This window comes from Undibacterium sp. GW821-FHT07F11, from assembly GCF_059418665.1.
In genome coordinates this window covers 20,587-42,104 of the sequence record NZ_JBWKQH010000006.1, presented here as the reverse complement: position 1 = coordinate 42,104, position 21,518 = coordinate 20,587, and the positions used below count along the sequence as shown (strand labels likewise).

The 21,518-nt window shown below is 51.9% G+C and carries 25 protein-coding genes; 7 read left to right on the top strand and 18 right to left on the bottom strand.

The features are described from left to right. The 7 genes from AC07OI_RS15775 to pabB all read right to left on the bottom strand — a co-directional run bounded on the left by AC07OI_RS15775 (window position 1) and on the right by pabB (window position 8,026). Complete coding sequence (locus AC07OI_RS15775) at window positions 1-393, bottom strand: VOC family protein (RefSeq protein WP_492704615.1); 393 nt, start codon at window positions 391-393, stop codon at window positions 1-3. A gap of 34 nt (window positions 394-427) precedes the next feature. Further along, the gene (locus AC07OI_RS15770; RefSeq protein WP_492704614.1) at window positions 428-793 is read right to left on the bottom strand and encodes a hypothetical protein; all 366 of its coding nucleotides are present in this window, start codon (window positions 791-793) and stop codon (window positions 428-430) included. Window positions 794-811: 18 nt separating this feature from the next. Further along, complete coding sequence (locus AC07OI_RS15765) at window positions 812-1,615, bottom strand: ABC transporter ATP-binding protein (protein ID WP_492704613.1); 804 nt, start codon at window positions 1,613-1,615, stop codon at window positions 812-814. Further along, window positions 1,615-3,444, bottom strand: coding sequence for a branched-chain amino acid ABC transporter ATP-binding protein/permease (locus AC07OI_RS15760; RefSeq protein ID WP_495257873.1), 1,830 nt, complete (start codon window positions 3,442-3,444; stop codon window positions 1,615-1,617). Before AC07OI_RS15760 ends, AC07OI_RS15765 begins: the two co-directional genes overlap by 1 nt. Then, entirely contained in the window at window positions 3,444-4,493 is a 1,050-nt protein-coding gene (locus AC07OI_RS15755; protein WP_492704611.1) for a branched-chain amino acid ABC transporter permease, read from the bottom strand. The genes AC07OI_RS15760 and AC07OI_RS15755 overlap by 1 nt, the downstream gene beginning before the upstream one ends. Before the next feature lie 263 nt (window positions 4,494-4,756). After that, on the bottom strand, window positions 4,757-5,920 hold the full coding sequence (locus tag AC07OI_RS15750; protein ID WP_492704610.1) for an ABC transporter substrate-binding protein: 1,164 nt from the start codon (window positions 5,918-5,920) through the stop codon (window positions 4,757-4,759). A 240-nt stretch (window positions 5,921-6,160) separates the two neighbouring features. Beyond that, on the bottom strand, window positions 6,161-8,026 hold the full coding sequence (pabB, locus tag AC07OI_RS15745; protein WP_495257872.1) for an aminodeoxychorismate synthase component I: 1,866 nt from the start codon (window positions 8,024-8,026) through the stop codon (window positions 6,161-6,163). A 407-nt stretch (window positions 8,027-8,433) separates the two neighbouring features. Here pabB and AC07OI_RS15740 point away from each other — a divergent pair, with 407 nt between their 5' ends. Next, window positions 8,434-9,717: a diguanylate cyclase domain-containing protein gene (locus AC07OI_RS15740; protein WP_492704608.1), complete on the top strand. Its 1,284-nt coding sequence runs from the start codon at window positions 8,434-8,436 to the stop codon at window positions 9,715-9,717. Here AC07OI_RS15740 and AC07OI_RS15735 read toward each other — a convergent pair. From AC07OI_RS15735 to argB, 5 genes are all read right to left on the bottom strand, one after another. Then, a complete protein-coding gene (locus AC07OI_RS15735; protein WP_492704607.1) occupies window positions 9,714-10,157 on the bottom strand; it encodes an Mpo1 family 2-hydroxy fatty acid dioxygenase in 444 nt (147 codons plus the stop codon). The genes AC07OI_RS15740 and AC07OI_RS15735 overlap by 4 nt on opposite strands. Before the next feature lie 40 nt (window positions 10,158-10,197). Continuing rightward, window positions 10,198-10,971 (bottom strand): helix-turn-helix transcriptional regulator, encoded by a 774-nt coding sequence (locus tag AC07OI_RS15730; RefSeq protein WP_492704606.1) that lies wholly within the window; start codon window positions 10,969-10,971, stop codon window positions 10,198-10,200. Between the two features lie 82 nt (window positions 10,972-11,053). Next, complete coding sequence (gene slmA, locus AC07OI_RS15725; protein WP_492704605.1) at window positions 11,054-11,629, bottom strand: nucleoid occlusion factor SlmA; 576 nt, start codon at window positions 11,627-11,629, stop codon at window positions 11,054-11,056. A 118-nt stretch (window positions 11,630-11,747) separates the two neighbouring features. Then, window positions 11,748-12,446, bottom strand: coding sequence for a pyrimidine 5'-nucleotidase (locus AC07OI_RS15720; RefSeq protein WP_492704604.1), 699 nt, complete (start codon window positions 12,444-12,446; stop codon window positions 11,748-11,750). Between the two features lie 33 nt (window positions 12,447-12,479). After that, a complete protein-coding gene (argB, locus tag AC07OI_RS15715) occupies window positions 12,480-13,412 on the bottom strand; it encodes an acetylglutamate kinase (RefSeq protein WP_492704603.1) in 933 nt (310 codons plus the stop codon). Window positions 13,413-13,512: 100 nt separating this feature from the next. Here argB and AC07OI_RS15710 point away from each other — a divergent pair, with 100 nt between their 5' ends. The 5 genes from AC07OI_RS15710 (at window position 13,513) to AC07OI_RS15690 (ending at window position 15,769) form a co-directional block, all read left to right on the top strand. Next, a complete protein-coding gene (locus tag AC07OI_RS15710) occupies window positions 13,513-14,097 on the top strand; it encodes a sigma-70 family RNA polymerase sigma factor (protein WP_492704602.1) in 585 nt (194 codons plus the stop codon). Then, window positions 14,094-14,324, top strand: coding sequence for a zf-HC2 domain-containing protein (locus tag AC07OI_RS15705; RefSeq protein WP_492704601.1), 231 nt, complete (start codon window positions 14,094-14,096; stop codon window positions 14,322-14,324). The genes AC07OI_RS15710 and AC07OI_RS15705 overlap by 4 nt, the downstream gene beginning before the upstream one ends. Beyond that, the gene (locus AC07OI_RS15700) at window positions 14,321-14,542 is read left to right on the top strand and encodes a cysteine-rich CWC family protein (protein WP_492704600.1); all 222 of its coding nucleotides are present in this window, start codon (window positions 14,321-14,323) and stop codon (window positions 14,540-14,542) included. The genes AC07OI_RS15705 and AC07OI_RS15700 overlap by 4 nt, the downstream gene beginning before the upstream one ends. A gap of 81 nt (window positions 14,543-14,623) precedes the next feature. Beyond that, entirely contained in the window at window positions 14,624-15,331 is a 708-nt protein-coding gene (folE, locus tag AC07OI_RS15695; protein WP_492704599.1) for a GTP cyclohydrolase I, read from the top strand. 12 nt (window positions 15,332-15,343) lie between these two features. Continuing rightward, window positions 15,344-15,769, top strand: a complete 426-nt coding sequence (locus tag AC07OI_RS15690) for a BLUF domain-containing protein (protein ID WP_162061157.1) — start codon at window positions 15,344-15,346, stop codon at window positions 15,767-15,769. A 109-nt stretch (window positions 15,770-15,878) separates the two neighbouring features. Here the strand turns inward: AC07OI_RS15690 and AC07OI_RS15685 are convergent, their stop codons facing one another. The 4 genes from AC07OI_RS15685 to AC07OI_RS15670 form a co-directional block, all read right to left on the bottom strand. Further along, entirely contained in the window at window positions 15,879-16,466 is a 588-nt protein-coding gene (locus tag AC07OI_RS15685) for a LemA family protein (protein ID WP_492704597.1), read from the bottom strand. A gap of 50 nt (window positions 16,467-16,516) precedes the next feature. Beyond that, complete coding sequence (locus tag AC07OI_RS15680) at window positions 16,517-17,170, bottom strand: BON domain-containing protein (protein ID WP_492704596.1); 654 nt, start codon at window positions 17,168-17,170, stop codon at window positions 16,517-16,519. Continuing rightward, the gene (locus AC07OI_RS15675) at window positions 17,163-17,759 is read right to left on the bottom strand and encodes a phosphoheptose isomerase (RefSeq protein ID WP_162043771.1); all 597 of its coding nucleotides are present in this window, start codon (window positions 17,757-17,759) and stop codon (window positions 17,163-17,165) included. Before AC07OI_RS15675 ends, AC07OI_RS15680 begins: the two co-directional genes overlap by 8 nt. Window positions 17,760-17,843: 84 nt before the next feature. Further along, window positions 17,844-18,242, bottom strand: coding sequence for a YraN family protein (locus AC07OI_RS15670; protein WP_495257871.1), 399 nt, complete (start codon window positions 18,240-18,242; stop codon window positions 17,844-17,846). A 59-nt stretch (window positions 18,243-18,301) separates the two neighbouring features. Between AC07OI_RS15670 and rsmI the strand changes: the two genes are divergently transcribed. Further along, window positions 18,302-19,216: a 16S rRNA (cytidine(1402)-2'-O)-methyltransferase gene (gene rsmI, locus AC07OI_RS15665; RefSeq protein ID WP_495257870.1), complete on the top strand. Its 915-nt coding sequence runs from the start codon at window positions 18,302-18,304 to the stop codon at window positions 19,214-19,216. 19 nt (window positions 19,217-19,235) lie between these two features. On the opposite strand, the gene AC07OI_RS15660 is transcribed toward rsmI, so the two are convergent. Then, the gene (locus AC07OI_RS15660) at window positions 19,236-20,399 is read right to left on the bottom strand and encodes a septal ring lytic transglycosylase RlpA family protein (RefSeq protein ID WP_495257869.1); all 1,164 of its coding nucleotides are present in this window, start codon (window positions 20,397-20,399) and stop codon (window positions 19,236-19,238) included. A gap of 8 nt (window positions 20,400-20,407) precedes the next feature. After that, on the bottom strand, window positions 20,408-21,517 hold the full coding sequence (gene rodA / locus AC07OI_RS15655) for a rod shape-determining protein RodA (RefSeq protein WP_492704592.1): 1,110 nt from the start codon (window positions 21,515-21,517) through the stop codon (window positions 20,408-20,410). Window position 21,518 lies beyond the last annotated feature (1 nt).

Genomic DNA, 21,518 nt, shown 5'->3' with positions numbered 1-21,518 from the left:
TTACTCAGGATGATGGCAGCAAACGCAAATCTTGTTGCCATCAGGATCGCGAAAATACGCGCCATAGTAATTGGGATGATAGTGCGGGCGCAGCCCAGGTGGGCCCTCGCATGTACCGTCAAGTGCCAGCGCCGCTGCATAGGCGCGCTGTACTGTCGCGCGTGATGCCGCCAGCAGTGCCACCATCTGGCCATTGCCGTGCTGCGGCGGTTCACCATTAAAAGGCTTGCCAATAACAAACAACGGGCGTGGCTGATCAGCAGCCATCCATCCTGCCCAGGGTTCGTCAGCATCCTTGAATTTCAATACCAGTCCCAGTTCTGTCATGAGTGCAGAGTAAAACGCAAAAGACTTGCTGAAGTCATGGATGCCTATGAATACATGAGAGATCATGGTTTTTCCTTTGCACTATTGTGATCACTGTCGCCTACTGCGTGAAAATTTTAACCGGTATTTGTGCCAGCTCAGCCAGTTCTACCGCATGGTGTGTGCCACGGGCACAACCGGGTTTGCTATAATCGGCATGAAAAGCCAGCATCAGGTCTATGCCCGTCGCCAGCATCCGGACATTCAAGCCCTTCCACCCTTCACCGGGAAAAGCACGATAGTCGGCATTGTTTTTTTTCATGGCTTCGACCGCAAAACCAAATTCCAATGCAACTACTTTGGCATGAGCATCAATACCGGGAGTATCACCAGTAACAACGATGGTTGCTGGAGGCAACCGAGCCAATTCACGGCGTATTGCGGCCTGGCTTTCCCAACTGGTAGATCCTGTAATCAATACTCTCATTTCTGCGTCCTGCTGGCATCAGTGATTCTTCTTGGCCAGTCCCAGATAAGTATCAATCACGCGCTGGTCGTTCGCCAGTTCTGCGGCATCACCCTCCAGCGCGATTTGCCCGGTTTCCAGCACATAGGCATAGTCTGCTACCTGCAAGGCAGCGCGGGCGTTTTGTTCTACCAGCAAGATGGCAACGCCAGTTTGCTTGAGGCGCTGGATGATGTGGAAAATTTCCTTGACGATCAGTGGTGCCAGGCCGAGGCTGGGTTCATCCAGCATCAGCAATTGCGGCTTGGCCATCAGGGCCCGGCCTACTGCCAGCATCTGACGTTCACCACCGGACAGCGTCCCTGCTTCCTGGGTGCGTCTTTCTTTCAGACGTGGAAAGAGATCAAACACCACATCGAGCTGATCAGCATAATTTTTTTCACCAGCCTGGTAACGGCGATAACTACCCAGCAAGAGATTGTCTTCTACCTTCATGCTGGCAAACAGTTCGCGTTTTTCTGGCACCAGCGACATGCCCTGCGCGACACGGTTTTCTATGCTGACGCTGGCGAGGTTTTTGTCGGCCAATATTATCTGCCCACGCATACTGCCCGTTGCAGGCAGGGCACCGGCAATGGCATTGAGCATCGTCGATTTGCCTGCCCCATTCGGGCCAATGACGGTGACGATCTGCCCGGCACCGACACGTATATTGGCTGGTTGCAAAGCCTCGACCTTGCCATAAAACACTTGCAGGTCTTTGGTGTGCAACAAAGCCGGTTCAGACAGGGACGTACTTGCCAAAACCGCTGGCGCGGTTTCTGGAGAATTTGTATTCGTCATCAATCTATCCCACCCAGATAAGCTTCCAGCACTGCCGGATTCTGTTGTACTTCTTGTGGCAAGCCTTCGGCAATCTTGGTACCGAATTCCATGACCACCAGTTGATCGGTCAGGTTCATGACGAAATCCATGTCATGCTCGACCAGCAGGATGCTCATGCCCTCTGCACGCAATTTGCGCAAAAGTTCGGCCAGTTCCTGTTTTTCCTTATAGCGCAAACCGGCGGCAGGTTCATCGAGTAACAGCAAGCTGGGGTCGCAACACAGTGCCCTGGCGATTTCAAGTATGCGTTGCTGGCCCAGGGCCAGGCTGCCTGCTTCTTCATTGATCAGATGTGCCAGACCTACCCGCTCCAATTGCCTTTTTGCCTCGGCCAGCAGGGAATTTTCTATCTTGCCATCGCGTCGTAAAATGCTGGCGATGACTTCCATGACATCGCCGCCCTTGGTACGCAGATGCGCACCTATCGCCACATTTTCCAGGACTGTCATGCTGGCCAGCAAACGTACATGCTGGAAGCTGCGGCCTATGCCGAGTTTGACGATTTCACGCGAAGGCAGGTTGGCGATATCCTGCAATTTGCCATCCTTATAAAAACGCACGGTACCGCTGGTTAAGGGCAAAACACCGGTGACCAGATTGAACATGGTCGATTTACCTGCACCGTTAGGGCCTATCAGGCCGACGATCTGGCCTGCGCTGACGGTGAACTGCATGTCATTGACAGCAACCAGGCCACCGAATTGCTTGCGCGCCTTGTCGATTTCGAGGATAACAGTATCAACTGCTGGTTTGGCACGCACTGGCAATACCGCCGCATCTGCAGCGACCTGTATGCCTTTGTCTTCTGGCAGCCATTTGACAAACAGGCGCTTGCTCCCGCTGGCCAGGTAAGGCCATACGCCATCGCGCGCACGTTGCAATAGCAAGACCAGCAAGACGCCAAACACGATAACTTCAAAATTACCATTCGCGCCCAGCAGTGCAGGCAAGATACTTTGTAATTTGTCTTTCAACAGTGTCAGCAGGGCCGAACCCAGCAAGGCACCCCAGACATGTCCTGCACCACCAACCACGGCCATGAACAGGTATTCAATACCTTGATTCAAACCAAAGGGTGTAGGGTTGACTGCACGTTGCATATGCGCATACAGCCAGCCGGAGACACTAGCCAGCATGGCAGCAATGACGAAGATGATGACCTTCATGCGCGCCGTATTGACACCCATGGCTTCTGCCATGACACCACCACCCTTGAGTGCACGTATGGCGCGGCCAGGACGTGATTGCAGCAGGTTTTGTATAGCAACGATAGATAGTAGCAAGATCACCCAGATCAGGCCAAACATGCTGCGTCCAGTATCGAGTTTAAGGCCTGCGATTTCTATCGGCGGTATGCCATTCAGGCCATCGTATTTGCCGAGAAATTCCAGATTGCCAAACAGGAAAAACAGTGACAGACCCCAGGCGATCGTACCGAGTGGCAGGTAATGGCCAGACAGGCGCATGGTAATCAGGCCGATAGCAAGCGCTGCCGCCATGGTCAGCACCAGGCCAGCCAGCAAACCCAGCCAGGGTGAATAGCCAAGAGCAGTACTCAGGTAAGCGGTGGAGTAAGCACCCAGACCAACGAAAGCTGCCTGGCCAAAAGAGGTCATGCCGCCTACCCCGGTCAGCAAGACCAGGCCGAGTGCCACGATCGCATACAGGCCTATGTAATTGGCCAGGGTGATCCAGAATTCAGGCACAGGCAGCAAGGGGAACAGCAATACCAGTGCCAGCAATACCCATTTACCGTGTTTGATACCGTTGGTGAGGAGTGTCTTCATTATTCTTCATCCTCATCAGTGTGTTTGCTGGAGAGTGAACGCCACAGCAAGACCGGGATAATCAGGGTAAATACGATAACCTCCTTATAGGCACTGGCCCAGAAAGATGAGTACGATTCCAGCAAACCCACCAGCAGTGCACCCGCTGCCGCGACCGGGTATGACACCAGGCCACCAACGATGGCACCGACGAAACCCTTGAGGCCGATCAAAAAGCCGCCATCGTAATACACCGTTGTCATCGGGGCGATCAATACGCCACACAATGCCCCCATGGCTGCGGCCAGGGTGAATGCCAGGCGGCCAGCTTGCGTGGTACCTATCCCCACCAGTTGCGCACCCAGACGGTTGACGGCGGTAGCACGCAAAGCCTTGCCAGACAGGCTGCGTTCAAAATAAAAATACAGTGCGCCTATCAACAGGGCCGACACCGCAATGACCACCAGACTTTGGCCAGAGATTTGCATGGCCCCGAGTTCAAAACGGGCATCGCTGAAAGCCGTAGTGCGTGAACCTTCGGCACCAAACATCACCAGGCCCATGCCAGTCAGGGCAAAGTGCACACCAACAGAAACGATGAGCAAGACCAAAGTGCTGGCTTCTGCCAGAGGTTGATACGCCAGACGGTAAATCATCGGCCCCATGGGCACGACTATCGCCAGTGCCAAAAGAACCTGAGCGAACAACGGCCATTCTTGCGCGGCGACATTACGCGCCAACAACCAGACTGCCAGTGGGAACAGCAACAGCTTGCCGGCTGACAAAGCCAGCGCCTTGGCATTCACAGGCTGCTTGCTGCGCACCTGCAAATATACTTCCTTGCCGAGACACAGCAAGCCAAAGGCCAGCAACAGGCTGGCAGAATGCGGGAATTTGCCAGTCTGTATCGCTGCCAGACTGAGTGCACCAAAGGCAACGAATTCACCTTGCGGTATGAAGATAATCCGCGTGACGGAAAACACCAGCACCAGCGCCAATGCCAGCAAGGCATAGATGGCACCACTGGTAATACCGTCCTGGGCGAGGATGGCGGCAATTGAAAAATCCATGTAAACCTGACTTTCTTGCTTAGGACCTGTTTACGATCTGTAGCGAGCGGGCGTCAGCGGGGTAAGGGTAACAAAAGTGCAGCGCAAAAAGCGGAATGTACTTTAGTACATGAGCATTTTGAGCAGCACATGATCCCCGCATAAACTCCTATTGCGCACGCGCTTAAGATCGCAAACAGGTTCTTACTAGTTCAAGCATGGCCCCCATACTTTGGGCCGAACAAAAAGGGAGCCGCAGCTCCCTTGATACATCCATCCAACTATCAGTTCGCCTGACCGATCAATTTCCATTTGCCATTGACGATTTGCACCATGACGCGGGAACGCTGATCGAAACCCAGATGGTCAGTATCGGTCATATTGACGATGCCGTGCGAGACTGGCAGGTTGACGGTATTTTCCAGCGCTGTACGCAAGGCCGCGCGGAATTCCTTGCTGCCTGGCTGTGCTTTTTTCAAAGCCACAGTTGCTGCTGATTCCAGCAAGAGACTGGCGTCCCAGGCATGGCCACCAAAAGTGGAGACAGAACCTGCGCCATATTCTTTTTCATAGGCTTTGACATAGCGCATGGCAGATTTTTTGACTGGATTATCATTTGGCAATTGCTCTGCCACCAGCAATGGGCCAGCTGGCAACCAGGTGCCTTCACAATCCTTGCCGCAGACACGCAGGAAGTCATTATTGGCGACGCCGTGGGTTTGATAAATCTTGCCTTTGTAGCCGCGCTCTTTCAAGGTCTTTTGTGGCAGGGCTGCTGGAGTACCCGCACCGGCAATCAAGACCGCGTCAGGATTGGTTGCCAGGATTTTCAGGATCTGGCCAGTGACAGAAGTATCGCTGCGGGCAAAGCGTTCATTGGCGACGACTTTGAGTTTGCGCAACTCAGCGATCTTGGAAAACTCCTTGAACCAGCCTTCACCATAAGCATCGGCAAAGCCAATGAAAGCGACCGTCTTGATGCCGACGTCATTCATGTGGCCGGTGATCGCCGTCGACATGTGTGAATCATTTTGCGGGGTCTTGAATACCCAGTAACGTTTGGAATCAACAGGTGAAATAATGGCTGAAGAAGCTGCCATGGAAATCATCGGCGTTTCGTTTTCTGCCGCCACATCGATCATGGCCAGGGAATTTGGCGTGATGGTGGAACCGATGATGATATCGACCTTGTCTTCTGCAATCAGCTTACGGGCATTTTTTACTGCCGTGGTGGTATCGGATGCATCATCGAGAACGATGTATTCTATCTTCTTGCCAGCGATTTCTTTTGGCAGCAAGGCAAAGGTATTTTTTTCAGGAATGCCCAAAGAAGCTGCGGGGCCAGTTGCCGACACGTTGACGCCAACCTTGATCTGAGCAGAGGCGTTGCTTGCCAACACCAGCGATAACATGGCAGGCAAAGCCGCCAGTAAAAACCGTTTCTTCATGGGTAGTCTCCTGTTTTGCGATTATCTGCAATATTAATCAATACTAATCAATATGAATAAAAATGCAATTTGCCGACCGCTTGGTCGGTTAATTTTTTTCCAGTGTAACCTTTCCTACGAACAGGCACAATATTTAAGCTGGATCAATTTCCAAGGCTAAAGGCGGAATTCATCTTTATACTTCAGATAGGCAAGTATTGGCAGCTTTTTCTTGACTATCCAGCAAGCCTTGTTTTCAATTTAGTTAATCAATTCAACAACAAAAGCACCACGCAAAGAATTGCACAGCATGATTTGCTCTGCTGCCTGCACATCACCCAGCGTCAGGACCTGTTCTGTGAGCTGGTAGCGCTTATCTTCCAGCAAGATCGCTCGCGTGATACCTGGCAAGACACCATCTGCCAGCGGGGGAGTCAGCCATTTGCCATTCAGTTTCAACAAGACCGTGCTGCGCCCGCCTTCAGTCAAATGCCCTCTTTCGTTAAAAAACAACATGTCAAATGCGCCCTGCTGTTCTGCAGCTTGCCATGCCTGGTCATATTGCTGACGCAAACTGCTTTTGTGGCGCAGGAACAAATTACGGCTGTCACTGGCAGTTTTTGCCAGCATGACTTTGGGGCTGGCTGGCATGGGACTTAACACTGCAGTAAGCACATCAAGTGCGCCATCCGGCTTCAGGGCCAGACGCAACCTGTGCGGTATGGCAGAAGGCAGGGCATCACAGACTTGTCGTAATTTCAACCTGACCTGTTCGTGATTCCAGGCAAAGCCAAAATACTGCGCCGATGCCTGTAGGCGATGCAAATGTCTTGATTGATGACGGCAACCTTCTTCCTGCGTTGCATGCATGGTTTCAAACAGTTCAAACTGTGGCAGCAGGCCCGTCAGGAAGCGCGCCTTCAAATGGCATTCTGCATATTCTTCCTGGGCCACACTGTCATAGACTATGCCTGCGCCTACCCCCAGCACACCAAGGCGCAGTGCAGGCTCTGCATCATCCAGCGGCGCTTGCAATTGCAAAGTGCGTATCGGTACGGACAAACAAAAATCACCTATTGCACCAGTTTGCGCAGGCGGATCAAACCATCCTATCGCACCGGTGTACAAACCACGCGGCTCTGCTTCCAGCTCGCGGATGATTTGCATGGTGCGGTGTTTGGGTGCCCCGGTAATCGAACCGCAAGGGAATAAGGCGGTCAGTATCTGTTCCAGATTCAGGCCATCCTGCAAATCTGCCTCTACTGTTGACGTCATTTGCAAGACACTGGAAAAGCGATTCACTTCAAATAACCTGGGTACCCTGACCGTGCCGGTTTTGGCGATACGGCCCAGATCGTTGCGCAACAGGTCAACAATCATCAGATTCTCTGCGCGGTTTTTTGTGTCGGCGGCGAGTTCGGCTGCCAGACGCTGATCCTGCTCTGTATCGCCAGTTGCGGCCGCCGTACCCTTCATCGGGCGCGCCAGCAATTTACCCAGTTGCTGGCGTACGAATAATTCAGGTGACAGCGACACTATCGCCTCGCCATCAGGTAAACAGATCAGCGCACCGTAAGGCACGGGCTGACGCTGGCGCAAGCGGCTGTAGAGTGCTACGGGCGTGCCATAGCTGTCAAAATGCAGGCGGTAAGTGTAATTGACCTGATAGGTATCCCCAGCAGCGATGTATTCCCTGATTCTGTTTATGCATTCTTCAAAGTGGCTGGCATCAACACTGGGCTGTATGCCAGCTATCCCGGCAACAGCATCCGGCGCTGCCTGCGCTTGCAAAAATGCAGTGACTTGCTGGCTATCAAGGATATGACATTGCCTGAACAAAAGCAGGCGTGACACAACTGGTGCCGCGTGTTCAGCGATACCCTGTAATTGCGCACCGCTCTCATAAGACAGCAGGGCCAGGGCAAAACTGCCCTGTTGCAAAGCCAATTCTGCATCACGCCACAATGCCGGCCATTCTTGCGCTGTGCTGCAAACCAGGATGTTCTGCAAGTCGCAATAAAAGCGGGATTGCGGCACTGCGGCATGGGCATCATCAAGCAGGGCAAAGCACTCCCCCGCCTGAGGCAGAGAAAATGGTAAGACAGGATTGTTGGAAAAATCTGACACGCGGATTCAAGCTAACTATAAAGATGTGCCGCAGTTTACTCGCAGATGCAGGATTCTGCATAAAGCAGCGCACAAAGCCTGCAATTAGGGTAAAAGTATTGGGTACGGATTTCAGGACTTACGCAAAATTGTTCCAGCAAGGCTGTCACTGAGGGAAACAACTCTTGCAAGAGTTGTTTGTTACGTCGGCAAGCAACATGTTGCTTGAAACCCCCGACTACACCGTCAGCGACGACGACTGTAGCACTGTACGGCCAGGAGCTGCAATGCAGCTGGGGCAGTTTTGCGTAAGTCCTGATGACATCATTCTGGCACAAAGGTATAGTCGCTCATATCATTTATCGCACAGCATTTCCAACGGACAATTCCTTAGCTTTCTCATGCAAAACACTTACTTCAGGCTACCAATGGCAAAACGCATTTTTCGAAAGAATTTGCAGGCAATCGCATTGGCGATGCTGGCTGCCTTGATCTTGAGCCTGATACTGTCCAGTTATCTTTTGCAAAGAAACCTGCGTTCGGAAGCTTTGTATAAATCTGACATCCTCGCCAGCAATATGGCGGACGCCATGATTGCCAATGACATGCGGCAATTGCAAAGCCTGCTGCTGAATGCTACCAATACGCCAGACATGCTGACAGCCCATGTGTATGACAGAAACGGGCAACCCATGCTGGCCTGGAACCCCCAGGCGCAGTTGATCAAAACCAGCGGCATAGAGGCTGCGACTCTGCTCAGGCGTCATACGGTGGACTACCACCTCAGCAATTTCAGCGCGATCAGCCCGGTAGTGAGCGGCACCACGGTCATTGGTCAGGTGCAATTGCAGCTCAGTACCTGGCCGCTGTACCAGCATGTGCTGTTGTTTTTGCTGATAGCCGGTTTCCTGTCCGTCTTTATCACTGCGCTGGCAGCTTACTGGCTGACCACCCGGCAGTTGCGTTCCATGCAACCCATCATGGAATTAAGCGTGATTGCAGAAAAAGTGGCGACACTGGGTGATTACAGCCTGCGTGCCCCACAGGACCCGGAACATGAACTGGGTAGCCTGAACATGCATTTCAATCTCATGCTGGCCCGTATGGAAGCCTGGGAAAACGATATGCAAAGCGAGGCCAAGGAAAGGCGCGAAGCCGATAGCCGCCTGGCGATTTTGAATAATCACGATAGCCTGACCAAATTGCCAAATCGCCATTACTTCCACAGGTTGCTCAGTAATTGCCTGGAAGATGCCGTGGCTGACGAAGAAATGGCCGCCCTCATGTTCATCGATCTTGATCACTTCAAGGGCCTGAGTGAAAGCTTTGGCTATGATGCCGGGGATCTGATCCTGGCGACCATGGCGAACCGCCTGTGCGGCGTTTTGCGCAGCACCGACACTTTATGCCGTGTTGATGGTGATGAATTCGCTGCCATCATGCCAAACGTGGGCAGTCTGGAAATAGTCGAGCATCTGGCGGAAAGGCTGGTTCACGCCATCAACCAGCCCATGACACTGCGCGGCCAGCAGATCTTGCTGAGCGCCAGCATAGGTATAGCCTGCTGCCCTCTGCATGCCAAAGAGCAGCGGCTATTTTTGCATCATGCCGATATTGCACTGAAAGCCGCCAAGGCCAGCGGCCGCAATACCTGGCGCATGTATAGCAATGACTTGCCCAAGACTTCGCAAGCCGTACAACTTAGCATTTAGTAGGCGATATGTAATCGGCGATATAAAAAACTGAGTACAAACAAAGGGCCGATCAGCAAGTAACGCAAGTCATCAAAGAAAGAAGGTTTCTTGCCTTCTATCTTGTGGCCGATGAACTGGCCTATCCAGGCAATCACGAAAATACCCAGTGAGGTTTGCCACATCAGGTGCTGGGGCAATTGCGAGAGTATCCACAGCATCGTGCCTGACATGGCCAGCATGCCAACGGCAAATGGCACTGAGAGTGTCATGTAATAGACCAGCGACAATATGGTAGTTGCCAGAGCTGCCAGCGGATGCACGGCCCAGATCAGGCCCAGGAAGGACAGCACGATAGCAGGTACACAGACAAAGTGAATCAGTTCATTGGTGGGGTTCAGATGGCTTTCGCTGTATTTCGCCAGCAATTGTTCTATCTGTCTTTGATTTGCTTGTTGCATGAGGGTCTCCCGGATATTGTTATACCCTCAGAGTAATCCATCAAATAGCATCCTGCTTGAACGCAATCGCCATCCTGTGCAGTTCTGAGGGTGCCACCCCCATCATGCTGCGGAAGGTACGGCTCATATGTGCGAGGTCAGCAAAGCCGGATGCATGGGCAGCCGCCGTCATATTATTGCCCTGGGCAACTGCCGCTACTGCATCCACCATGCGTGACCATAGCAGATAGCGTGACAGGGACATGCCGGTTTGCTGCCGAAATAAATGGGTAAAGCGGCTTTCGGACAAGTGCACGAGCCTGGCCAGGCTCTCGCCATTACAATCTGCACCATGGCTGGCGGCAATGGCATCCAGTGCACTGAGGATGCGGCTATCAAGTGAAGTATTGGTCTGGCTGTGCGGCAAGGCACAAGCTTGCCAGGTTTGCCGTATATGCAGGGCGGCCGCCATATCCAGCGACTGGTGGCGATTGTCAGAGAAACTGGCTACCAAAGCCTGAAATTCAGGTTGCGTCCCGAATGCCGCTTGCAAATCAGTGCCATTAGTATTGACCACTTCCGGTATTTCGAGAAACAGATGTGCCAGCATGCCGCCATCGCTGTCTATCTGGTGAGCATCATGCGGTGAAAAACTGGCGCTGCTGGTTTCTGTCCAGTCATGCTCTGCCTGTAGACGCGCACGAAACGGACGCTCCAGCCCGTAAGTGAGTTGCAATGCAAAATGGGTATGCAGGGACGAATCTATGCCCGGTGAAATCACCAGGGCGGCTCCACGCCATAGAAATAAACGTCCGGGTTGCTGAGGCAGTCTCATGAGCAGCTATGCGCATCCATTGTTCCGAAAACAAGGACTATGATGCGTCAGCTGGCGATGAAGTGCAATTGGCTTGGAAGGTTCAGCGCAACAGCAAGGCGATATGCATGGTCGCCTGCTCCGTCGGCAGCAATTTGAAACCGGTCTTGGCAAAACGTAACCAGCGGCCCATGACAAAACTGCACAAGAGGCTGGCACGGGCTTGCGCCTCTTCTTCAGCAAAATGGCCCTGGCTGGCAGCCAGGCGCAAAGACTGACGGAAAGCCATTTCCATGCGTTCTGCCAGCTGGTTCATGCGCAGTTGCAGGCGTTCATCTTCATTCACAAGGGCGTCGCCGATCAGCACACGGGTCATGCCGGGATTGCGCTCGGCAAAATTGAGTAGCATATTGATGATGGACTGGGCTTGCACCATGCCATCTTCCTGGCTTTCATTGATCTGGTTGATGAGGCCAAAGATGGATGCCTCAATGAACTCGATCAGGCCTTCAAACATCTGCGCCTTGCTGGCGAAATGACGGTACAGCGCAGCCTCAGACACGGCTACTTTGGCAGCCAGTGCAGCGGTCGTGACCTTTTCACCTTTGGGATGCTCAAGCATCGCCGCCAGCGTCTGGAGTATCTGTAATTTACGTTCGCCGGGTTTGGTGCTGGCCATAATGTCAAATAGTGGATTCAAAAGGGGAAATGCAGCAATTCAGCCACATCCGGGGCGTGATTCTAAAGACCAGCCAGCAAGTGCGCAATCCCCAACCACATTTTCCGCGCTCCTGATGTCAGGCGCGCAGACGATGAATATGACGGGCGAGTTGTATGACGGATTTTACTTTGACGTCGGCACAGGCGGCAGCTCTTTTACGCTGATGGGCAGGAGTATACCCTGTGACCCAGACTGTGCGCAGACCTTCTTGCTTTGCAGCAAGCAAATTTTCCACACTATCTTCAACAAGAACGCAGTCTCTTGCCTGTTTGCCATAAGTTGCCAGCAGCTTGCGCAGGTAAGGGCGCGAAGGCTTGGGTTGCAGTTGCCCATGCACACGCATGGCCTCAACCGGGATATGCGCATCAAAATGCTTGTGCAAACCCATGTGCCTGAGTACCCGGCCAGAGTACACGCGCGGCGCATTGGTCAACAAAATCTTTTTGCCAGGCAAACGACGTAATAATTTTTTTAAACCGCGCTCATACCTGATCATGCTACTGAGGTCATCGAAATGATGGACCTCGTGCAAAAATTCATCTGCCCTGACGCCATGGTGCCTGACCATGCCCAGCATGGTGACGCCATAGCGGGCATAGTATTGCTGACGGATAGCATTTACCCGTTCAGCATCTGCCGGTTTGCCATCTTCCCCCAGCACACGCGCCAGGAAGGCATTCATGTTCTGGCTGATGACGGGGAAAATCGCATGTGAAGCATTGTGCAGCGTATTGTCCAGGTCAAACAGCCACAAGGGCTCAGAGCGTCCAGGCATGAGGCTGACGCTCCAGCAGCATAGCTTTCATCATCAGTGGCTGCGTATCATGGTACCGAAGGCTTGCTCGGTCAAGACTTCCAGCAACAGCGAATGTTCGATACGTCCATCAATGATGTGCACGGTATTCACGCCGGACTTGGCAGCATCGAGTGCAGAAGAAATCTTGGGCAGCATGCCGCCAGAAATGGTGCCGTCAGCAAACATTTCATCAATTTCACGGGCAGACAAATCGGTCACCAGGTTGCCCTGTTTGTCGAGCACGCCAGGGATATTGGTCATCATGATGAGCTTTTCAGCTTTCAGAATTTCTGCAATTTTGCCTGCGACCAGATCTGCATTGATATTGTAAGCCTGGCCATCTGCACCAAAACCGATAGGGGAAATAATAGGGATGAAGGCATCATCCTGCAGGGCTTTAACGACAGCAGGGTTGATGGCATCAATTTCACCGACATAACCGATATCCAGCATGGCACCTGGATTTTCACGATCAGGCATCATCATCTTACGGGCACGGATCAGGCCACCATCTTTGCCGGTGAGACCTACTGCCTGACCACCGTAGTGGTTGATGAGCATCACGATATCCTGCTGGACTTCACCACCGAGTACCCATTCAACGACTTCCATGGTTTCTTCATCGGTGATACGCATACCCTGGACAAAAGTACCCTGCTTGCCCATTTTCTTGAGCGCATTATCAATTTGCGGGCCGCCGCCATGGACAACCACCGGGTTCATGCCTACCAGTTTGAGCAAAATGACATCACGGGCAAAGCCGTGCTTCAGGCGTTCTTCTGTCATGGCATTGCCACCGTATTTGACGACGATGGTTTTGCCGTGGAATTTACGGATATAAGGCAGGGCTTCCGCCAGAATTTCAGCCTTGATGGCTGGTTCCACGCCTGCCAGCCGGTCTTCCGGTGCAAGTTCTTCTGTCGTGTTTGCGTTCAAATCGCTCATAATGACGGTATATCCTGAAGGTATGATAGTGGGTTATTTCATCAAGCCTGAATTTTACAGGATTTGAGCCCAAATCTTTTCCAATTCAGTCAGCAGACTTATGACATCGATTACAGATTTACATCAACAACTGGAAAACCTGCGCCCTGGCCTGTATCGCTTTGCACAATTACAACTGCGCAATGAATGTGCAGCGGAAGACGCGGTGCAGGAAACCTTGCTGGCAGTGCTGGAAAAACCTGACAGTTTTGCCGGCAATTCTTCCTTGCGCACTTATGTGACGGGTATTTTGAAATTCAAGATCATCGACCACCTGCGCTCTCTGAAAAAAGAAAAGCCGCTGGAAATCAAAGACGAAGAGTCTGAGGATGATTTGATAGACAGTTTATTTAATGCCAACGGCCACGTGATAGGCATGCCAACTGCCTGGGGTGCGCCTGAAGCAACGCTGCAACAAAAAGACTTTTTTCGTGTGCTGGAAGTCTGCCTTGAAAACCTGCCGGCCAAAACTGCCCGGGTATTCATGATGCGGGAATGGCTGGAACTGGAAACTGAAGAAATTTGTAAGGAATTGGAGCTGAGTACGTCTAATCTGTGGGTGGTACTCTATCGTGCGCGGTTACGCCTGCGTGAATGCCTGGACCTGAACTGGTTTGGCAGGGTGTCATCAGGAGAAAAAATATGAGTGTCTTTATTGTTTGCAAACAAGCACATCAGCTCATTTCTGAGGGTTTGGACCGCCCGCTCAGTTTGTCTGAGCGCACCCAGTTAAAAATGCACCTGGCAATTTGCCGCGCCTGTACCAGCTTCGATGGTCAAATGTCATTCTTGCGCAAGGCGATGAAAAAGACCGCCAGTGAGGGTTTGCCTGTCGAAGCCGATAATACTGGCAGTGAGGGCAGTGCAAAATGAGTGTTTGCCCGCGCTGCCAGAGTGTATTCACTTGCGCAATGGCAGATAATACTGGCCAGGCATGCTGGTGCACCGCCCTGCCACCGATTGCATTTAAAAAATTACCCGATGGTGAGTTAAAACTTGATGCCAGTTGCTTTTGCCCGCATTGCCTGCCACAGTGGAAAGCAGAGCGTGAGGCCGAATACCAGCGTAACAGTGCAAAGCCTGGGGCTTAGCCAACAATGCGTAGACAAGCTACCCGCAACGCCAATTTGACAATTCAGTTACCATAGCCTTTTTACATCCCGGTTTTCAGCATGTCCAACGATACGCCCCTTGCTTATAAAGCTGTCAATATCCCTGTCTCGCAGCGCATACGTGAACGCATCACGGCCAGCAAGACGCGTTTTCACGCCAATGACAATATCGCCAGCTTCATAGAAGCAGGCGAGATGGATGAATTGCAGGCAGAAGTGGAAGAAAAACTGCGCGCCGTCCTGGAAAGCCTGGTGATAGATACCGAGAGTGATCACAATACCCAGGATACCGGCCGCCGCGTCGCCAAGATGTTCATACAGGAAGTATTCAAGGGCCGTTATGTCCCCATGCCGGCGGTTACCGAATTCCCGAATGCTTCACATCTGAACGAATTGATGATCATCGGCCCTATCACGGTACGCAGCGCTTGTTCACATCATCTGTGCCCGATTATTGGCAAGGTATGGATAGGCGTCATGCCAAATGAGCATTCAAACCTGATCGGCCTGTCGAAATATGCGCGCATTGCTGAATGGGTCATGAGCCGTCCGCAGATACAGGAAGAAGCGGTAGTGCAACTGGCTGATACCCTGCAAGAAAAAATGCAGCCGGATGGCCTGGCCGTGGTCATGGAAGCAGACCACTTTTGCATGCATTGGCGCGGCGTGAAAGACATGGATGCTGCCATGATTAATAGTGTGATGCACGGTTCATTTCTGAAGGATGCGAACCTGCGCCGTGAATTTTTATCTCTGATCAAACGCTAACCAGGACTTGCCATGCTAGTACGCTTACTTTACGCCAGCCGCGTCGTGGATGAAAAAATGTGCGATATCGTGCAATCCATCGTCAGCCAGTCGCGTCAGCATAATCCTCAACACGGCATCACGGGTGTACTTTGCCATAGTGACCAGGTATTCATGCAAGTGTTGGAGGGTGGCCGCGAAGCCGTCAATACCCTATACAGCCATATCCTGCGCGACGAGCGCCATACTGATGTGATCCTGCTCGATTATGAAGAAATTCTGGAACGTCGCTACGCTGGCTGGACCATGGGTCAGGCCAATATGGGCAAGATCAATCCTTCGATTTTGCTGAAGTATTCACCCTTGCCTGTACTCGATCCGCATCGCATGTCCGGCAAGATATTGCTGGCCCTGATTGATGAATTAATGGCGACTGCGTCTATCGTTGGGCGTACATAAAAATTCCCCGCTCAAGAATAAAAAGCGCGCATCTTTTTTTGAGGACGCACGCTTTTCCTGTTTACACATGCGGTATCAGCGCAAAGAGCCGGGCTGAACTTTGCAGTATTTATGTAGCAGCAGGCTGAAACAAGGCTGTGTCGATTGCTGCTACCTGCATTAATTCGGCAACATGAAAACCAAACATATTGGCAATGACAGGGCCAGGAAAATGTTCCATGCTCTCGTTGTATTGCACGACGCAATCATTGTAAGCCTGGCGGGCAAATGTGATCTTGTTTTCGGCGTCGTTCAATTCCCCGGTCAGCTTTTGCATGCTTTGATTGGCTTGCAGATCAGGACATGCATCGGCAATGGCAAACATTCTGCCTAAAGTCACGGTCAGTCTGTCTTCAGCCGCTGCCAGGTGCAATATAGCGATGCCGACCAGAGGATGTATGCAAGCCATGGAATTGGCCATGACAGCTTCATTGAGTGCGACAATAACTGCTTCCAGCGCTTCCCGTTCATGCCTCATGTAACCCTTGGCAACTTCAACCAGATTGGGTATCAGTTCATAACGGCGTTTGAACTGTATATCCATTTGTGAAAATGCATATTTGATGCGTCTGCGTGAATTGAGCAGGCGTTTTTGTATGCCCAGCACCCAGAATGCCAGGATTGCGAAAATGACCGCTAACACGATCATTGCAATCATGATGTCTCCAGAAAAAACAAGACCGGCAAAACGTTGCTGATCATGCTGGTTTAATTGTCGCTGGGAGGATTTTTACTTGGCGTCGCCTGGAAAGTCTTCAATTCTTCTTCGCTGATGTATTCAAATACTTTGACCACCTTGCGTACACCATTGATGCTGGCAGCAAGGTCAGCAGCACGGTTACCCTCGCCTTGGGTTACGCGGCCCATCAGGTAAACGACAGCGCCTTCAGTCACCACTTTGAAAGCAGTGGCAGAAACATCCTTGGCATCGACAAAGGTAGCCTTGACCTTGGTGGTGATCAGCGCATCATTGGAGCGAGAAGTATAGTTAGAGACGGGGGCAATAATCAATTCATTGGCGACCGAGACTACGCCATCTATCGTGCGTATTTCACGTTCTGCCGCTGCCTTGGCATTTTCATCAGCCACTTCGCCGGTCAGCAAGACACGGCGGTTAAATGAATTGACATCGACATGTCCATATTTCCCAAGCAGGCCGGGCAGACGTGCTTCGCCCTTGATGACGATGGCCTTGTCATCAGTTTGCGCACCAAAAGTGCGGCGGTCAGTAGCAGCAAATGTCCCGATGACTGCACTACCCACCACCATCTCAACACAGCCTTGCAGGCTTAGGGCAGCAGCGCAACACAGGCCGATCACAGCTACGGGTCTGGCCAGTTTGCTCCAGGATTTTTTAATCATCAGCGTCACCTCCGAATAATGCGGCATCTATGCCGTCACACAAACAATGTATGGTCAACAAATGAACTTCCTGTATGCGTGCTGTCCTGTCATGCGGTACGCAGATATGGACATCGGCTTCAGTCAGGATATTTGTTATTTCCCCGCCACCCTTGCCAGTCAGCGCCACGACACGCATATCCCGCTCAAGTGCAGCGTTAATGGCATTCACCACACTCAGCGAATTGCCGGACGTGGACAAGGCCAGCAAGATATCGCCAGACTGGCCAAAAGCCTGGACTTGCTTGGAAAAGACTTCATTGAAACTGTAGTCATTCGCTACTGCAGTCAGAATCGAAGTATCTGTCGTCAGCGCCATGGCCGGTAAAGGCAGGCGTTCACGTTCGAAGCGTCCAACCAGTTCGGCAGCAAAATGCTGGCAGTCGGCGGCAGAACCGCCATTACCACAGGCGAGTATCTTGTTACCGTTAGACAGCGCCGAGAACATGAGTTCCACAGCTTCTGAAATAGGCTGGGCCAGCTCTGTGCCGGCCCGCATCTTTAATTCTGCACTTTCCTGGAAGTGCGCCAATATGCGTTGATTTGTCATAATGCTTACTTAGTCTGATTGCGTCAGATTATACGGCAGGCTGGGCATTAGTGGACTCAAACAGTCCGCCAGCTTGCAATTTCATCAAGCAACGATGATATTCTTTAACCAGTTGAGTTGCTCACCATCAATGGCCACCAGGTCAAAGCGACAAGCTGGCTGGGTCTTTTTTGTTTGCAGATAGACCTGCGCGGCGTGCACCATGCGTCTTTGCTTGGCCGGCGTGACGCTGGCAATGGCACCGCCGAATTGCATGGAACTGCGTTTTCTGACTTCCACAAAGACCAAAACGGCGCCATCTTGCATGATGAGGTCGATTTCTCCACCTTTGCATAAAAAATTCTGTTGTATCAGTTTCAAGCCAGCTTTTTGCAAATACGCCAGCGCCAGGCTTTCGGCCTCGTCGCCGGTACGGCGTCGGCTGGTGCGCTGGTCAGCTCCTGATTTGCTATCCGGCGTTTCTGAAGTCTTTGCGAGTCTCATTGGCGTACAATCTCGGCTAATTCATTTGCTTATCTTGCATATTAAATAAAGGAACAGGCATGAGCACCACCGACAACGTACTGTTCACAAGTGCCACTGTGATTGAGGCAGTCACCCGACAAAATTATCCGGCTGCGACATTATATGTAGTCGCTACTCCTATTGGTAATGTTGCCGATATCTCCCTGCGCGCCCTGCACCTGCTGTCGCTGGCAGATGCGATTGCCTGCGAAGATACCCGCAATACTGCACAGTTGCTATCGCGCTATGGTATCAGCAAACCCCTGATCGCTGCCCATCAGCATAATGAGCGCGAAGTGGCAGAAAAAATACTGACCCGTTTGCAAGCTGGCGAGCGTATTGCGCTGGTGTCTGATGCCGGGACACCCGGCGTGTCCGACCCCGGTGCCAAGATCGTGGATGCGGTCAAACTAGCAGGCATGTCTGTCACACCTTTGCCAGGTGCGTCTGCGGCTATCAGCGCTCTGTCAGCCAGCGGCCTTATTCATGACCGTTTTTATTTTGTTGGCTTCCTGCCAGCCAAAGCGGGGCAGCGTGACAGCATATTGAGGGAAGTGCAAGCCATACCCGCCAGCCTGATTTTTTATGAAGCACCGCATCGCATCATCGAAGCGGTAGCCGCCATGCGCGCCACCTTTGGCGACACAAGGCGCATCGTGCTGGCACGCGAAGTCAGTAAACTGTTTGAAGAAATTCATCGCTGCACTCTGGCAGAAGCAGAAAGCTGGCTGGCTGCAGACAGCCACAGGGAAAAAGGCGAATACGTGATCCTCATTGAAGCGGCTGCCGCTGCTGCTGATGAGCAAGAGCTGGAAGCGCGCCGGGTCTTGCAGATTTTGCTGGAAGAATGTTCAGTCAAGCAGGCCGCAGGACTGGCAGCGCAACTGACAGGGCAAAAGAAAAATGCCCTGTATCAAATGGCGCTGGAGATGAAACAAGATGGTGAGGAATAAGCCTGTTGAGAAATAAAGCCTAGCGCTGCACGACCAGGGGCTTGCCAACGCCAAGATCACTGGCCTGGGCAATCGCCGCAGTAGCTTCAGTACGGTTGGCAAAGGGACCGCTGACAAGGCGATACAGACTGCCTTGCTGCACGATATCAAAACCAGGCAGCTTACTGGTTGCCCTGCCTTTGAGATGATTCATGATGGCTTCTGCGTTGGCGCGTATCGCATAGGCCCCGAATTGTATGTAATAACCAGGGGTGGCAGATGACGTGGTGGTGGCTGCAGCAGTGTTCACAGTTGAATTCACTACGCCAGCCACCGGCTGGGTAAATTTTTCTATGGGCTTGCTTTCCTGAGCTGCCAGTAATTCTTCCATGCTCATGGTCGCCGCCGGATTATTGCGCACGACAGGCATTTCTCTGGCAGGTAGGGGGGGCGTCATCGCAACTGCAGTCTCTTGCTTAACAGGCTGCATGGATTGCATGGCCTGCACAGGCTGGACTGGCTGGTTTTTACGATTCTCAGCCATTCTTTCTATATCGGCCGGCAATAAGCGCTCGACCTCAATCTGGCTGCTACCTTTGCCGATGACATCAAGCTTCAGTGCTGCGGTATAAGACAAATCGATGATGCGGCTGGCATGAAACGGCCCGCGGTCATTGATGCGTACAATGATCTGCTTGCCATTAGTAAGATTTGTTACTCGCGCATAGGACGGTATCGGCAAGGTGGGATGAGCTGCAGTGATTTTATACATATCGTACAGTTCACCGGATGAAGTCTTTTGCCCGTGAAATTTCTTGCCGTACCAGCTACCAACGCCACGCTGTACGAAAGGAGTGGTACTGTCGGCTATCGGCGTATAAGTTTTGCCGAATATCACATAGGGCTTGTTACCTGAGCGCGAATAATTTTCCAGCGTAGGAATGGGGTCTACGGTATTTTCCAGGCCTTCGGGTATATTTTCACCTGGGCCATCATCCTTGTAATAAGCACCTTTACCAGAGCTTGCCTTGGGCGAGTTTGCAGTCTGGCCAGTCGTGGATTTTGTGCTGCTTGCAGGGCGCTGGCCATCTGCAATAATGACATTCTGTTTGGGGGTACTGCCACATGCTGCCAATAAAATACCGCTGGCTGCCAGCAGCGGCAACCGCCAGCCAGTGCCAGGAATGGCTGACTTGGCGAACATGTACAATCTCATGTCTGCACCAGTTTGCGGTTACGCTGTACGCTCATCATTATCCCTAATCCCATACCCAGCGTCACCAGTGCAGTGCCGCCGTAACTCATGAAAGGCAAAGGTACGCCAACGACTGGCACGATGCCTATGACCATGCCCATGTTAACAAAGGCATAGGTAAAGAATATCATAGTCACGGCACCGGCCATCAAACGGGCGAACAGGGTGGGTGCATTGGCAGCGATCATCAGGCAGCGCAGGATCAGTAAAAAGTACAGGCTAACCAGGATCACATTGCCGACAAAACCAAATTCTTCAGAGAAGACGGCAAAGATAAAATCTGTCGTATGTTCGGGAATAAATTCCAGATGGGCCTGCGTCCCTTTCAGATAACCCTTGCCATGCAAGCCTCCAGAACCGACAGCAATGGTGGATTGTATGATGTGAAAACCTTTACCCAGGGGATCGCGATTAGGATCGAGCATGGTCAATACCCGGTCACGCTGATAATCATGCAGCATGGGCCAGACCACGGTAGGGATGAGAACGGCGGCTGCCACTGTCAGTGAGATCAAAAACTTCCATGACAGACCGGCTAAAAACACCACAGTAAAACCTGCTGCGACAACCAGCATGGCAGTACCCAAATCCGGTTGCTTGGCGATCAGGGCCACAGGTATGCCCAGGATCACTGCACCGATGACAAAGTCACGCCAGCGCAAAGCGCCTTCACGCTTTTGAAAATACCAGGCGAGCATCAACGGAGTAGCGATCTTCATCATTTCTGAAGGTTGCATGTCTATACCTACATGCAGCCAGCGACGCGAACCTTTTTTGACCAGGCCAAATACGGCCACTGCAATCAGCAAGGCCACACCAAAGGTGTAAATCGGTATGGCAAAGCGCATCAGGGTCTGTGGCGGGATATTCGCCATCACCCACATGATGAAGAAAGACACCAGGATATTTCTGATCTGGCCTTCGACACGACCGGGGAAATCCATGCCCGCTGAATACAGGGTCATGATACCTATAGACATGATAAGAAATACCAGTATCGCCAAGGCCGCATCAAAGACAAATATATGCGAACGGATGAAATGCCAGTTAATACTATTTTTTTGCATT

What these genes read in the sequence shown, in the direction of transcription:
- AC07OI_RS15720 (WP_492704604.1), bottom strand. Translation starts at nt 12,446, where the DNA reads ATGCCTGGACGCTCTGAGCCCTTGTGGCTGTTTGACCTGGACAATACG.
- AC07OI_RS15680 (WP_492704596.1), bottom strand. Translation starts at nt 17,170, where the DNA reads ATGATTAAAAAATCCTGGAGCAAACTGGCCAGACCCGTAGCTGTGATC.
- AC07OI_RS15685 (WP_492704597.1), bottom strand. Translation starts at nt 16,466, where the DNA reads ATGATTGCAATGATCGTGTTAGCGGTCATTTTCGCAATCCTGGCATTC.
- AC07OI_RS15710 (WP_492704602.1), top strand. Translation starts at nt 13,513, where the DNA reads ATGACATCGATTACAGATTTACATCAACAACTGGAAAACCTGCGCCCT.
- AC07OI_RS15755 (WP_492704611.1), bottom strand. Translation starts at nt 4,493, where the DNA reads ATGGATTTTTCAATTGCCGCCATCCTCGCCCAGGACGGTATTACCAGT.
- argB (WP_492704603.1), bottom strand. Translation starts at nt 13,412, where the DNA reads ATGAGCGATTTGAACGCAAACACGACAGAAGAACTTGCACCGGAAGAC.
- AC07OI_RS15735 (WP_492704607.1), bottom strand. Translation starts at nt 10,157, where the DNA reads ATGCAACAAGCAAATCAAAGACAGATAGAACAATTGCTGGCGAAATAC.
- AC07OI_RS15670 (WP_495257871.1), bottom strand. Translation starts at nt 18,242, where the DNA reads ATGAGACTCGCAAAGACTTCAGAAACGCCGGATAGCAAATCAGGAGCT.
- AC07OI_RS15770 (WP_492704614.1), bottom strand. Translation starts at nt 793, where the DNA reads ATGAGAGTATTGATTACAGGATCTACCAGTTGGGAAAGCCAGGCCGCA.
- AC07OI_RS15765 (WP_492704613.1), bottom strand. Translation starts at nt 1,615, where the DNA reads ATGACGAATACAAATTCTCCAGAAACCGCGCCAGCGGTTTTGGCAAGT.
- slmA (WP_492704605.1), bottom strand. Translation starts at nt 11,629, where the DNA reads ATGGCCAGCACCAAACCCGGCGAACGTAAATTACAGATACTCCAGACG.
- folE (WP_492704599.1), top strand. Translation starts at nt 14,624, where the DNA reads ATGTCCAACGATACGCCCCTTGCTTATAAAGCTGTCAATATCCCTGTC.
- AC07OI_RS15760 (WP_495257873.1), bottom strand. Translation starts at nt 3,444, where the DNA reads ATGAAGACACTCCTCACCAACGGTATCAAACACGGTAAATGGGTATTG.
- rodA (WP_492704592.1), bottom strand. Translation starts at nt 21,517, where the DNA reads ATGCAAAAAAATAGTATTAACTGGCATTTCATCCGTTCGCATATATTT.
- AC07OI_RS15730 (WP_492704606.1), bottom strand. Translation starts at nt 10,971, where the DNA reads ATGAGACTGCCTCAGCAACCCGGACGTTTATTTCTATGGCGTGGAGCC.
- AC07OI_RS15750 (WP_492704610.1), bottom strand. Translation starts at nt 5,920, where the DNA reads ATGAAGAAACGGTTTTTACTGGCGGCTTTGCCTGCCATGTTATCGCTG.
- AC07OI_RS15740 (WP_492704608.1), top strand. Translation starts at nt 8,434, where the DNA reads ATGGCAAAACGCATTTTTCGAAAGAATTTGCAGGCAATCGCATTGGCG.
- AC07OI_RS15690 (WP_162061157.1), top strand. Translation starts at nt 15,344, where the DNA reads ATGCTAGTACGCTTACTTTACGCCAGCCGCGTCGTGGATGAAAAAATG.
- AC07OI_RS15775 (WP_492704615.1), bottom strand. Translation starts at nt 393, where the DNA reads ATGATCTCTCATGTATTCATAGGCATCCATGACTTCAGCAAGTCTTTT.
- AC07OI_RS15700 (WP_492704600.1), top strand. Translation starts at nt 14,321, where the DNA reads ATGAGTGTTTGCCCGCGCTGCCAGAGTGTATTCACTTGCGCAATGGCA.
- AC07OI_RS15660 (WP_495257869.1), bottom strand. Translation starts at nt 20,399, where the DNA reads ATGTTCGCCAAGTCAGCCATTCCTGGCACTGGCTGGCGGTTGCCGCTG.
- AC07OI_RS15675 (WP_162043771.1), bottom strand. Translation starts at nt 17,759, where the DNA reads ATGACAAATCAACGCATATTGGCGCACTTCCAGGAAAGTGCAGAATTA.
- AC07OI_RS15705 (WP_492704601.1), top strand. Translation starts at nt 14,094, where the DNA reads ATGAGTGTCTTTATTGTTTGCAAACAAGCACATCAGCTCATTTCTGAG.
- rsmI (WP_495257870.1), top strand. Translation starts at nt 18,302, where the DNA reads ATGAGCACCACCGACAACGTACTGTTCACAAGTGCCACTGTGATTGAG.